Here is a 14,458-nt window from a genome sequence, read left to right on the forward strand (position 1 = left end):
CGGACCCTCCTGGCCTGCGTGCTCGTGTCGGTGCGAGTGCGCCTGGTGCGGCGCTTCGGGACGGGTGGGGAACGCGCGCGGCGTCCCGCTCACAGCTGGTCTTCGATGAACGCGAACAGATCGTCGTCGGAGGCGGAGTCCAGCCGGCCCAGCAGGTCGGGGTCCGCTTGAGCGTCGCGGCCTCCCGTGTCGGCGGCCGCCCGTGGGGCGCGGCCGCCGTCCCGCGGGGCGTCGCCGACCACCGCCAGCAGTTCCGCGAGGCGTCGGCGGACGGCGTCACGGCGCGTGTCGTCGGCCGCCATCTCCCGGACCGCCCGGTCCAGGGCGTCGATGCCCGAGAGCGCCGCGGCGCCCGCGTCGTCCCGGCCCTCCGCCGCGAGGAGCTCCGCCAGGTGGGCCGCGAGCGCGTCGAGGTTGGGGTGGTCGAAGACCAGCGCCGGCGGCAGCCGCAGTCCGGTGACGACACCGAGCCTGTTGCGCAGCTCGACGGCGGTCAGCGAGTCCAGACCGATCTCGCGGAAGGAGCGGACGGGGTCCACCGCGGTCTTGTCGGCGAAGCCCAGCACATCGGCCAGCTGCGCCTGTGACAGGACCAGGAGTTCGTCCCGCCGTGCCGCCGCGTCCAGGCCCGTCAGTCGCTCGCGCAGGGCCTGTGCCCGGCTCGGCGCGTCCGTGGCGGAAGCCGCCCGTCCGTCACGGCCGGATCGCCCCGCGCCGCGCCGTGCGGGAGGCGCCGCCAGCGTACGCAGCAGGGGAGGCATCGAAGCCGTCCCGTCCTCGGCTGCCTGCCGGCGCAGCGCCGCCGTGTCCAGCCCCATCACGCAGATCTGCGGCGCGTCCACCGCGGCGCCGAGGGCCCGGTCGAACAGTTCAAGGCCCTGCTCGTCCGTGAGCGGCGTGATGCCGGACCGCTCCATGCGCCGCAGGTCCACCTCGCCGAGATGGTCGGTGAACGTGCTGGTGGCGCTCCAGAGTCCCCATGCCAGGGACACCGCGGGCAGCCCTTGCGCGTGCCGGTGCTGGGCCAGGCCGTCCAGGAACGCGTTGGCTGCCGCGTAGTTGGCCTGGCCTGCTCCACCCAGCAGTCCGACCGCCCCGGAGTACAGGACGAACGCCTTCAGCGGCATTCCCTCGGTCAGGTCGTGCAGGTTCAGCGCTGCGTCCGCCTTGGGTCGCAGCACACGGTCCAGCCGTTCGGGGGTCAGCGCCTCGACGACGCCGTCGTCGAGGACGCCGGCCGTGTGGATCACCGCGGTCAGCGGGTGGGCGGCGGGGACGGTGGCGAGGGCCTCCTTCAGCGCTGCCCGGTCCGTCGCGTCACAGGAGAGGAGCTGGAACTGGGCTCCCGATCCGCGGAGTTCACGCTCCAGTTCGGCGGCCCCTTCGGCTTCGCGTCCGCTGCGGCTGAGCAGCAGCAGATGCCGTACGCCGTGTGCCGTGACCAGGTGCCGGGCCAGCAAGCTGCCGAGGGTGCCGGTGGCTCCGGTGACGAGTACGGTGCCTTCGGGATCGAACGCCGCGCTTGTCGCGGGGCCCCCGTCGGCCGGACTCGGCAGGACTGCCAGTTCGGGGGCCAGCGTCTCCCCGGCTCGGAGCGCCAGTTGGGGGGTTCCGCTGTCGAGCGCGGTGGGCAGCGTCCGGTACGAGGCGTCCTGCCCGTCGTGGTCGACGAGGACGAAGCGGTCGGGGTGCTCGGTCTGCGCCGAACGCATCAGCCCCCACAGTGCCGAGCCCGCGAGGTCCGTCCGGCGCGTGTCCGCCTCGGTGGCGACGGCGTGCTCGGTGAGCACGGCGAGACGCGCGGCGGCGAAGCGCTCGTCGGAAAGCCAGCCCTGTATGAGGGCGAGCCCCCGCCGGACCGTGTCGCGTGCGCCGTCGGCCGGATCCGTCCCGTGCGGCGCGGCGCCGCCTGGCCGGGCCCCGAAGTCGGCGAGGACGATGTCGGGGCCGTCCGCTCCGGAGTCCAGCGCCGTACGCAGTGCGTCCAGGTCGGGGAAGACCCCGACGCACCCCGTGCCGGGTTCCGCCGTCGCGTACCGGGCGGCGACACCGCCCTGCCCGACGACCGCCCAGCGACGGACGGCACCGGACGGGAGGGAGCCGAAGAGCCCCGCGGCCGACGGCGCCGTCCTCGCGATCGGGCTCCGCTGCCAGTCCACGCGGTACAGCGGGGTGGAGGTCGTGCCGCCGACCAGTTCCACCAGCCGGTCCTGGGCGAGCGGACGCAGCACCAGCGCGTCCATCGACAGCACGGGGGCACCGGAGAGGTCGACGGCTTCGAGCGACAGAGCGCCTTCTCCGGCCGGTCCGAGACGGACCCGCAGCGCGTCGGCACCGGCCGCGTGGAGCGTGATGCCGCGCCACGCGAACGGCAGCAGTACGGATCCGCCGTCGGGCCGCGACAGGAAGTCGCCCAGCAGCCAGGGGTGCAGAGCCGCGTCGAGGAGGCCGGGGTGCACCCCGAACCGCTCGGCGTCGGGCGCCGCGCTCGTGGGCAGGCGGACCTCGGCGAAGGCCTCGCCCTCGCGCAGCCAGACGGCCTCGACCCCGGCGAACACCTCGCCGTAGTCGTATCCCAGCGCGGAGAACCGGTCGTAGAGCTCCGACGCCTGCACCCGGACGGAACCGCTCGGCGGCCAGGCCTCCCGGCACCACTGCGGCCGGCCCGGCTCGGGGGCGGCGTCGGGGGTCAGCACGCCGGTGGCGTGTCGGGTCCAGCGGCCGGCGTCCCCGTCTTCCTCTTCCGGCCTCGCGAACACGCTCACGCGGCGCCGCGCGGAGGAGTCGGGCTCGTCGATCACCACCTGGAGCCGGATCCCGCCGTGCACCGGCAGCGGGGCCTCGATGCTCAGCTCCTCCACACCCGCACAGCCTGCGACCGCGGCGGCGTGCAGTGCCATGTCGACGAAGGCCGTCCCGGGCAGCAGGGCGGTCCCGGCCACGGTGTGGTCGGCGATCCAGGAGTGGGAGGTCGGGGAGATCCTCCCGACGAGCAACAGCTCACCGGACTCCGCGAGCGGCAGCGCGCCGCCGAGGAGCGGATGCTCCTCCCAGGTCATCCCGAAGCGGGCCGCAGCGGAGCTGCCGGTGCCGGCGGGCGAGGACTGCGCCCAGTAGTGGCGGCGTTGGAAGGGGTAGGTGGGCAGGTCGACGATACGGGCGCCGGTGCCGTCGAACAGTGCCGGCCAGGACACCTCCACCCCTTGGACGAACGCCTCCGCCGCAGAGGTCAGGAAGCGACGGAGACCTCCCTCGTCACGACGCAGGGAACCCACTGAGCAGACCTGCCGGCCCACGGCCTCCGCGGTCTCCTGCACCGCACCCGTCAGCACCGGATGCGCACCACACTCCACGAACACCCGGAAACCATCCGCCAGCAACCGCTCGACCGTCTCCTGGAAACGAACCGGCCGACGCAGATTCCCGAACCAGTACCCCGCATCCAGACCCGCCGTATCGAACTCCGCAGCCTCCACCGTCGAATAGAACGGAATCCGACCACTCACCGGACGAACATCGGCCAACCCCTCCAACAACCGCCCACGCACCGGCTCCACGAACCTCGAATGCGACGCATACCCGAACTCCAGCCGACGCGCCCGCACCCCCTCCGCCTCACACGCCGCAACAAACCGCTCCAACTCCCCCAACTCACCCGCCACCACCGTCGACGACGGCGCATTCACCACCGCCACACTCAACCCACCACCCCCACCCGCCAACCGCTCCTCCACCTCGGCCCGCGAAAGACGCACCGAAGCAATCCCCCCACCCGACAAAACCTCCTCAGCCACCCGCGCACGCAACACCACCGCCCGCGCCCCGTCCTCCAACGACAGACCACCCGCCACCACCGCAGCAGCGATCTCCCCCTGCGAATGCCCCACCACCGCATCCGGCACCACACCCAACGACCGCCACAACGCCGCCAGCGACACCATCACCGCGAACGACGCCGGCTGCACCACGTCCTCACGCTCCAACGCAGCCCCATCACCCAGCACATCCGCCAGACGCCACTCCACCAACCCCTCGAACGCCGCCTCACACCGCGCCATCGACTCCGCAAACACCGACGACTCCGCCCACAACCCGAGCCCCATCCCCGCCCACTTCGCCCCCGCACCCGGGAACACGAACACCGACCGGCCACCCCCGACCGACGCCACACCCGACACCACACCAGGCAACGGCACCCCACCGGCCACAGCATCCAAACCCGCACTCAACTCAGCAGAGTCCCCCGCCAGAACCACGGACCGGTGCTCGAACACCGACCGCGACACCACCGACGACAACCCCACATCCACCAACCCACCAGAACCAGCCGACTCCCTCACCCGGCCCGCCAGCTCCGCCACCGCACCAGCAGAACGACCCGACACCACCACCGGAACCACCGGAAGAAGCGCCACAGCCCCCGGCCCCACCAGCTCCCCCGCAACCGGCGCCTCCGAAGCAGGTGCCTCCTCCACCACCACATGCGCGTTCGTCCCACTCACACCGAACGCGGAGACACCAGCCCGCCGTACGCGCTCACCACGGGGCCACGGCTCCTGCTCCGTCAGCAGGGACACCGCACCCGCCGACCAGTCGACATGCGGAGAGACCTCGTCCACGTGCAGCGTCTTCGGCAACACCCCGTGCCGCATCGCCATAACCATCTTGATCACGCCCGCCACACCAGCAGCCGCCTGCGTATGCCCCACGTTCGACTTCAGCGAACCAAGCCGCAAAGGCCGACCCGCATCCCGCTGCCCGTACGTCGCCAGCAACGCCTGCGCCTCGATCGGATCACCCAGACGCGTCCCCGTGCCGTGCCCCTCCACCGCATCCACATCAGCCACACCCAACCGCGCATCCGCCAACGCCTGACGAATCACCCGCTGCTGCGACGGACCGTTCGGAGCCGTCAACCCATTGCTCGCACCGTCCTGATTCACCGCCGAACCACGCACCACCGCCAACACCCGACGCCCATGACGCACCGCATCCGACAACCGCTCCACCGCCAGCACGCCCACACCCTCGGCCCAGCCCGTGCCATCGGCAGCAGCCGCGAACGCCTTGCACCGCCCGTCCGCGGCCAACCCCCGCTGCCGCGAGAACTCCACGAACACACCCGGCTCCGCCATCACCGTCACCCCACCCGCAAGAGCAAGGTCACACTCACCACTCCGCAACGCCCGCACCGCCAGATGCAGCGCCACCAGCGACGACGAACACGCCGTGTCCACCGTCACCGCCGGCCCCTCCAGACCCAGCACATACGAGATACGACCCGAAGCGACACTCCCGGACGTCCCCGTCAGCAGGTGACCTTCGAACTCCACGGGTGCCTCGTGCAGCCGGGCCGCGTACTCCTGGTGGAACATCCCCGCGTAGACGCCGGTCTGTGAGCCGCGGAGCGAGTGCGGATCGATGCCCGCCCGCTCCAACGCCTCCCACGACGTCTCCAGCAGCAACCGCTGCTGCGGATCCATCGCCAACGCCTCACGCGGGGAAATACCGAAGAACCCCGCGTCGAACTCCCCCGCCTCATGCAGGAACCCGCCCTCACGCACATAAGAACGCCCAGGCACCCCCGGCTCCGGATCGAACAGACCCGCCACATCCCAACCCCGATCCGTGGGCATGGGGCCGATGACGTCCCGTTCGTCGATGAGCAACTTCCACAGTTCCTCGGGAGAACGGGCCTCGCCCGGGTAACGGCAGGCCATTCCGACGATCGCGATCGGCTCTCCGGGGGCGGCGGCCGGGCGGGCCATGTCGGCCGTATCGCTCCCGGAAGGCCTGGCCGCGGACAGGCCCAGTGCTTCGCCGTACAGGAAGTCCGCCAGTGCACCGGGGTTCGGGTGGTCGAAGACGACGGTGACGGGAAGGACGACACCGGTGGCGGTGTTCAGCCGGTTACGGAGCTCCAGCGCGGTCAAGGAGTCGAACCCGGCGTCCTTGAACGACCTGCGCGGCGCCAGGAGGTCCGTCGTGTCGTGACGCAGGACGGCAGCTGCTTCGGCTCGTACCAACTCGACGAGCGTGCGGCGCTGTTCGGCCTCCGAGCGCGATGCGAGGCGCTCGGCGAGCACGGCGCCCGGCTCGACGGTTCCGGCCTCCTGCCGTGCAACTCCGTCGGACTCCAGGACACGCCGCACCTCGGGCAGATCCACGAAAAGCCGCCCGCGCCGCAGTGCCGCCGTACGAGGAGCGAACTGAGCCCAGTCCACGTCGACGACGGTGCGGCAGGTGGCGCCCTGGTCGAGCGTTCGCTGCAGCGCCTCGATGCCGGTGGCGGGCTCAAGAGCGCGGATTCCACGACGGTTGAGGCTCACCTCCCCGTCACCCTCGGCCATGCCGCCGCCACCCCAGAGGCCCCAACTGATGGAGGTCGCCGCAAGTCCGCCGGCACGGCGCTGCTCGGCGAGCGCGTCCAGAGCCGCGTTGGCCATGGCGTACCCGGCCTGGCCGCCGTTACCCCATACGCCGGTGACGGAGGCGAAGAGGACGAAGGCGTCCAGGTCCAGGTGGGCGGTGAGCTCGTGCAGGTGAACGGCGGCCGTCGCCTTGGGGCTCAGGACCCCGTCCAGGTGAGCGGGAGTGAGCGTGTCGACCGTTCCGTCGTTCAGTACACCGGCCGTGTGGAAGACGGCGGTCGGCGGATGCGCGTCGAGCAGCGCGGCCAGCGCGGCACGATCGGACACGTCGCAGGCGGCGAGCGTGACCTGGACTCCTGACGCCCTCAGCTCTCCCGCCAGCTCGTCCGCGCCGGGGGTCCCGGCACCGCGGCGGCCGGTCAGCACCAGGTGCTGGGCTCCGTTCCGGGCCAGCCAGCGGGCCACCCGAGTGCCGATGGCGCCCATTCCCCCGGTGACGAGCACGGTGCCACGCGGTCGCCACTCCGTCTTCGCTCCCGACGGCTCCCGGTGGACTGCCTGAACGACACGCCGGCCGTAGGCCCCCGAGGGGCGCACCGCCAGCTGGTCCTCACCATCGGCGATCCCGGCGGCCAGGGCCCGCACCGCAAGCCCCGCCGTACGCGCATCGGCATCCGCCGGGAGATCGATCAGACCACCCCAACGGTCGGGAAGTTCGAGACCGGCGACCCGGCCGAACGCCCACAGTTGCGCACCCGCCGTCTCCGGCACCTCACCAGGCACCACGGACACCGCACCCCGCGTCACCGCCCACACCGGAACACCGAACCCGGCATCGCCGACGGCCTGCACGAGTGCCAGGGAGGCGGCGATGGAAGTCGGTACGTTCGGGCCATGGGCCCGTACTCCCTCGGCCCACCCCAGGAGGGACACCACTCGCCCAAGCGGTTCCTGGTCTTCGGCCGCGGTGGTGGTGAGCCGCGCCGACAGGTCGGCGCGGTCGGTCGTCGTCACGTCGACCGTCAGACGGGAGACCGTGGCGCCGTGGGTGGTGAGGGCGTGCTGAAGGTCGTGGGCGATCCGCGTGCCGTCGGCGTCCAGGGTTTCGGGCACGACGAGCAGCCACCGGCCGTCAAGACGCGACGACTCCGACAGCGACAGACTCTTCCACACCACCTCATACGACAATCCGTCCTGGACCCCCGACGGAACAACCGCCGCAGGAGGACGTGACTCCAGCCAGTAACGCCGACGCTGGAAGGGGTAGGTAGGCAGGTCGACCGTGCGGGCGCCGGTGCCGTCGAACAGTGCCGGCCAGGACACCTCGGCCCCTTGGACGAACGCCTCCGCCGCAGAAGTCAGGAAGCGACGGAGACCTCCCTCGTCACGACGCAGGGAGCCGACCGCACACACCTCCCGGCCCACGGCCTCCGCGGTCTCCTGCACCGCACCCGTCAGTACCGGGTGCGCGCCGCACTCCACGAACACCCGGAAACCATCCGCCAACAACCGCTCGACCGTCTCCTGGAAACGGACCGGCCGACGCAGATTCCCGAACCAGTACCCCGCGTCCAGACCAGCCGTGTCGATCTGCGCGGCTTCGGACGTCGAATAGAACGGGATCTCACCGGTCACCGGGCGGATACCGGCCAGAACCTGTTCCAGTTCGGCCCTCAGGTCCTCCACGTGCGCCGAGTGCGAGGCATAGTCCACCGGCAGAACACGCGCCCGGACCCCCTCCGTCTCGCACGCGGTCACGAACTCCGCCACCGCATCCACATCGCCGGCGACGACGGTGGCGGACGGTCCGTTGACCACCGCGACACCCAGGCGTTCCGCCCACCCCGCCAGCCGCTCCTGCACCGCAGCGACCGGCAGCGCCACCGACGCCATCCCACCGTGCCCGGCCAGCTCACGGCCGATCAACCGCGCACGCAACACCACCACACGCGCCCCGTCCTCCAACGACAGACCACCCGCCACCACCGCAGCAGCGATCTCCCCCTGGGAGTGCCCCACCACCGCATCCGGCACCACACCCAACGACCGCCACAGCTCGGCCAGCGACACCATCACCGCGAACGACGCCGGCTGCACCACATCGACCCGCTCCAACGCAGACCCGTCACCCAGCACATCCGCCAGACTCCAGTCCACCAAGCCGGCGAACGCCGCCTCACACCGCGCCATCGACTCCGCGAACACCGACGACTCCGCCCACAACCCGAGCGCCATCCCCGCCCACTGCGTCCCCTGACCAGGGAACACGAACACCGACCGGCCACCCTCACCCGACGCCACACCCGACGCCACACCCGACACCACACCAGGCGACGGCACACCAGCCCCGACAGCAACCAGACCGGCATTCAGCTCGGCAGAGTCCGCCGCAAGAACCACGGACCGGTGCTCGAACACCGACCGCGACACCACCGACGACAACCCCACATCCACCAACCCACCAGAACCAGCCGTCTCCTTCACCCGGCACGCCAGCTCCGCCACCGCACCAGCAGAACGACCCGACACCACCACCGGCACCACAGGCAAAGGCTCACCGCCCCCGGCCGTCTCCCCGCCCTCCGGAACCGGCGCCTCCTCCACCACCACGTGCGCATTCGTCCCACTCACACCGAACGAGGAGACTCCGGCTCGCCGCACACGCTCGCCACGCGGCCACGCCTCCTGCTCCGTCAGCAGAGCAACGGTTCCCGCCGACCAGTCCACCTCCGCCGTCGGCTCATCCACGTGCAGCGTCTTCGGCAGGACCCCGTGCCGCATCGCCATGACCATCTTGATCACGCCCGCCACACCGGCAGCCGCCTGCGTATGCCCCACGTTCGACTTCAGCGAACCAAGCCGCAAAGGCCGACCCGCATCCCGCTGCCCATACGTCGCCAGCAACGCCTGCGCCTCGATCGGGTCACCCAGACGCGTCCCCGTGCCGTGGCCCTCCACCACATCCACATCACCCACACCCAACCGCGCATCCGCCAACGCCTGACGGATCAAACGCGACTGGGACCGCCCGTTCGGCGCCGTCAGTCCGTTGCTCGCACCGTCCTGATTCACCGCCGAACCACGCACCACCGCCAGCACCCGACGCCCGTGACGCACCGCATCCGACAACCGCTCCACCGCCAGCACACCCGCACCCTCGGCCCAGCCCGTGCCGTCGGCCGAGTCCGAGTACGCCTTGCACCGTCCGTCGGCAGAGAGCCCGCGCTGCCGTGAGAACTCCACGAACATGCCAGGTTCGGCCATGACGGTCGCGCCGCCGGCGAGGGCGAGGTCGCACTCACCGCTGCGCAGCGCCCGCACGGCCAGGTGCAGCGCGACCAGCGACGACGAACACGCCGTGTCCACCGTCACCGCCGGCCCCTCCAGACCCAGCACATACGAGATACGACCAGAGGCGACACTGCTGGAGGATCCGGTCAGCAGATAGCCCTCGTATCCGTCTGCGCCTTCGTGGAGTCGGGGGCCGTACTCCTGGGCCATCACTCCGGCGTAGACGCCGGTCCGTGAACCGCGGAGCGAGTGCGGATCTATACCCGCCCGCTCCAACGCCTCCCACGACGTCTCCAACAACAACCGCTGCTGCGGATCCATCGCCAACGCCTCACGCGGAGAAATACCGAAGAACCCCGCGTCGAACTCCCCCGCCTCATGCAGGAACCCGCCCTCACGCACATACGAACGCCCAGGCACCCCCGGCTCAGGATCGAACAGACCCCCCACATCCCAACCCCGATCCGTCGGGAACGGAGAAACCGCATCCACCCCCGACACCACCAGATCCCACAACCCCTCCGGCGACGACACCCCACCCGGCAAACGGCACCCCATCCCCACGATCGCGATCGGCTCGTCGACCGGGATGCCGGCGTGGATGTCGGCCTGCTCCGCGGGTCGGCCCATGAGCTCGTCACGGAGGTGGTGAGCGGCGGCGAGGGGAGTCGGGCAGTCGTAGATCAGCGAGGTGGGGACGTGCAGTCCGGTCCGGGCACGGAGGTGGTTCTTCAGCTCGACGCCGGTCAGCGATTCGACGCCCAGTTCCTTGAACGTCGCCTCCGCGCGCACCTCGTCCCGGGCGTCCAGTCCGAGGACGCTGACGACACCGTCGCGTACCTGGTCGAGCAGCCGCGCGATCTGCTCGGTGGCGGGCAACGACGCCATGTCCGCGCGAAGTTGTCCCGCGAGATCGATCGTGTCCGATGGAACGGCGGCGTTCTCGTCCGGTCGGGTGTCCCATGTGGGCGCTGCCGACGCAGAGCCATCGGGTGCCCAGTAGTGGCGGCGTTGGAAGGGATAGGTGGGCAGGTCGACGATACGGGCGCCGGTGCCGTCGAACAGTGCCGGCCAGGACACCTCCACCCCTTGGACGAACGCCTCCGCCGCAGAGGTCAGGAAGCGACGGAGACCTCCCTCGTCACGACGCAGGGAACCCACTGAGCAGACCTGCCGGCCCACGGCCTCCGCGGTCTCCTGCACCGCACCCGTCAGCACCGGATGCGCACCACACTCCACGAACACCCGGAAACCATCCGCCAGCAACCGCTCGACCGTCTCCTGGAAACGAACCGGCCGACGCAGATTCCCGAACCAGTACCCCGCATCCAGACCCGCCGTATCGAACTCCGCAGCCTCCACCGTCGAATAGAACGGAATCCGACCACTCACCGGACGAACATCGGCCAACCCCTCCAACAACCGCCCACGCACCGGCTCCACGAACCTCGAATGCGACGCATACCCGAACTCCAGCCGACGCGCCCGCACCCCCTCCGCCTCACACGCCGCAACAAACCGCTCCAACTCCCCCAACTCACCCGCCACCACCGTCGACGACGGCGCATTCACCACCGCCACACTCAACCCACCACCCCCACCCGCCAACCGCTCCTCCACCTCGGCCCGCGAAAGACGCACCGAAGCAATCCCCCCACCCGACAAAACCTCCTCAGCCACCCGCGCACGCAACACCACCGCCCGCGCCCCGTCCTCCAACGACAGACCACCCGCCACCACCGCCGCAGCGATCTCCCCCTGCGAATGCCCCACCACCGCATCCGGCACCACACCCAACGACCGCCACAACGCCGCCAGCGACACCATCACCGCGAACGACGCCGGCTGCACCACGTCCTCACGCTCCAACGCAGCCCCATCACCCAGCACATCCGCCAGACGCCACTCCACCAACCCCTCGAACGCCGCCTCACACCGCGCCATCGACTCCGCAAACACGGCCGACTCCGCCCACAACCCGAGCGCCATCCCCGCCCACTTCGCCCCCGCACCCGGGAACACGAACACCGACCGGCCACCCTCACCCGACGCCACACCCGACACCACACCAGGCAACGGCACCCCACCGGCCACAGCATCCAGACCTGCACTCAGCTCAGCAGAGTCCTTCGCGAGTACCACGGACCGGTGCTCGAACACCGACCGCGACACCACCGACGACAACCCCACATCCACCAACCCACCAGACGCAGCGACCTCGCTGACCCGGCCCGCCAGCTCCGCCACCGCACCAGCAGAACGACCCGACACCACCACCGGCACCACAGCCAAAGGCTCACCGCCCCCGACCGCCTCCCCGCCCTCCGGAACCGGCGCCTCCTCCACCACCACATGCGCATTCGTCCCACCCATGCCGAAGGACGAGACGCCGGCCAGTCGCAGCCGGCCGGTCGCCCGCTCGTCCGCGTGCGGCCAGGGCTCCAGTCGCGTGGGTACGCGCAGGTTGAGCCGGTCCATGGGGATGGCAGGGTTGGGCGTCGCGTGGTTCAGGCTCGGCGGCACCACGCCCTCACGGACGCACAGGGCGGCCTTCACGAATCCCACGAGGCCCGCGGCCGCCTCCAGGTGGCCGACGTTCGTCTTGACCGATCCCACGGACAGCGGTGCGTTACGGCCCTGGGCCGTGCCGAGGACCGCGCCGAGAGCCGCCGCCTCGACGGGGTCGCCGACCGGCGTCCCCGTACCGTGCAGTTCGACGTAGGACACCTGGTCCGGGCCGACCCCGGCCCGTTCGTACGCCGCCCGCAGGACGGCAGCCTGGGCCTCGCGGTCGGGTGTGGTCAGGGTGGAGCCGCCGCCGTCGTTGTTGACGGCGCTTCCTCGGACGACGCAGTGGACGCGGTCCCCGTCGGCCAGTGCCCGCTCCAGGGGCTTGAGGACGACGCAGGCTCCGCCCTCACCGCGTACGTAGCCGTTGGCGCGTGCGTCGAAGGTGTGGCAGCGGCCGTCCGGCGAGAGCGCGCCCATGAGCTCCATGCCCGCCGTGCTGTCCTCGGCGAGGATCAGGCTGACGCCGCCGACGATCGCGAGGTCGGACTCGCCGCGGCGCAGGCTCTCGCAGGCCAGGTGGACCGCGACGAGCGAGGAGGACTGCGCGCTGTCCACCGCGAGGCTGGGACCGCGCAGGCCCAGGAGGTAGGAGAGGCGGTTGGCGGCCATGCCCCGGCTCAGGCCCGTCGCGGTGTGCCCGCTGACGGGGGTCGCGGACCGGTGCAGGAGTGCCGCGTAGTCGTCGGCCGCGATGCCGACGAAGACGCCGGTGTCCGTGCCGGCGAGGCCGCCGGGGACGATCCCTGCGTTCTCCAGGGCCGTCCAGCCGAGTTCCAGCATGAGTCGTTGCTGCGGGTCGGCGGCGGCGGCCTGGCGGGGGGTCATGTCGAAGAAGGCGGCGTCGAAGTCCGCGGCTCCTTCCAGGGAGCCGCGCCAGGTGCCGTCGGCGCGACGCTCGATCGCGCTGCCTCCGGTGGTCAGCAGATGCCAGAACTCGTCGATGCCCGGTGCCCCCGGAAGGCGGCAGGACATGCCGACGACGGCTATGTCGCTCGAACGCTGCGCACCACTCTTCGGGGCCATCGAAACTCCTGGTCGATCGATAGGGGCTGTCACGCCGGCAGAGCAGGTCGACTGCCGGGATTCGCTTAATTAGGCGAGGAAATACAGCGGGGAAATACCGTGAGGCCGTTCGCTCGGAATTCCAGTAGGAATCGCCGGTTGGCCTGCCGATTTCCGTAGGGTGCGCGCATGAGGGGTTCACGCGCGGCTGGTGCACGTCACGGTGGTTCGTCGGCCCTGCGCCGGGCGGTGGGCGGCCGGGCGCCTGCGTTAGGGTTGGCCGGTCTGCCGACTCGCCCGAAGGAACGGTGCCCCATGCTCAACAGGATCGTGCGCTACCTCGCCTGCCCGCACTGCGGTGCTTCGCTGGATCAGGGCGACCGCGCACTTTTCTGCCCCGCCGGACACTCCTTCGACATCGCGAAGCAGGGTTATGTGAATCTGCTTCCCAGGGCGACGAAGCTGCGGGCCGACACAAAGGAAATGGTGGAGGACCGGGACGCATTCCTGTCGGCGGGTCACTACGACCCCGTGATGGATGCGCTGGTCGATCTGGCGCGGCGGACGGCCGATCCGGCCGTGCCCGGCTGTGTGGTCGACATCGGTGGGGGGACGGGCCACTATCACGCCAGGGTCATGGAAGCGTTCCCCGATGCCGAGGGCCTGCTGCTGGACATCTCCAAGTACGCCGTGCGGCGTGCCGCGAAGGCGCATCCGCGGATCGCGGCCGCGGTGACCGACGCCTGGCAGACGCTTCCGCTGCGGGATGCCGCAGCCGGCATGGTGATCAACACGTTCGCTCCCCGCAACGGTCCTGAACTGCATCGCGTTCTCCATCCCCGTGGCGTCCTCCTGGTTGTCACTCCTCTGCCCGATCACCTGCGGGAGGTGATCGGCGCCCTCGGCCTGCTGCAGGTGGACGAGGGCAAGGAGTCGCGTCTCGCGGAGCAGCTCGCCCCGCACTTCTCGGCCGTCGCCACGGAGGAGCTGACCCGGACCATGGCTCTCGACCACCAGGCTCTGGCGCACCTGGTCGGCATGGGGCCCAATGCCTGGCACCGTGACGCGCAGCGGGATCTGGAGACGATCCAGCGGCTGCCGGTGCCGACTCGGGTCACGCTCTCCGTGCGGCTCTCCGCCTACCGGTTGTCTGCGTAGCGGCGCGGTCCCGGGACCCGTCGGCCGGCGGGCGTGCGGCTTCCGGGCCCGCCCGCCGGTGGCCG

Annotated in this window: 2 protein-coding genes; one reads left to right on the forward strand and one right to left on the reverse strand. The window is 71.0% G+C overall.

Annotated elements, in window-relative coordinates; genetic code table 11:
• Positions 1–89: 89 nt before the first annotated feature.
• The gene (locus ACY0MR_RS03025) at positions 90–13,256 is read right to left on the reverse strand and encodes an SDR family NAD(P)-dependent oxidoreductase (RefSeq protein ID WP_473558926.1); all 13,167 of its coding nucleotides are present in this window, start codon (positions 13,254–13,256) and stop codon (positions 90–92) included.
• 294 nt (positions 13,257–13,550) lie between these two features.
• Between ACY0MR_RS03025 and chrB the strand changes: the two genes are divergently transcribed.
• Positions 13,551–14,393 (forward strand): 23S rRNA (guanine(748)-N(1))-methyltransferase ChrB, encoded by an 843-nt coding sequence (gene chrB, locus ACY0MR_RS03030; protein WP_388794155.1) that lies wholly within the window; start codon positions 13,551–13,553, stop codon positions 14,391–14,393.
• Positions 14,394–14,458: the final 65 nt, after the last annotated feature.

This window comes from Streptomyces sp. JN8, assembly GCF_055808075.1.

Coding starts and splice junctions, on each gene's coding strand:
- ACY0MR_RS03025 (WP_473558926.1), bottom strand. CDS start 13,256: ATGGCCCCGAAGAGTGGTGCGCAGCGTTCGAGCGACATAGCCGTCGTC.
- chrB (WP_388794155.1), top strand. CDS start 13,551: ATGCTCAACAGGATCGTGCGCTACCTCGCCTGCCCGCACTGCGGTGCT.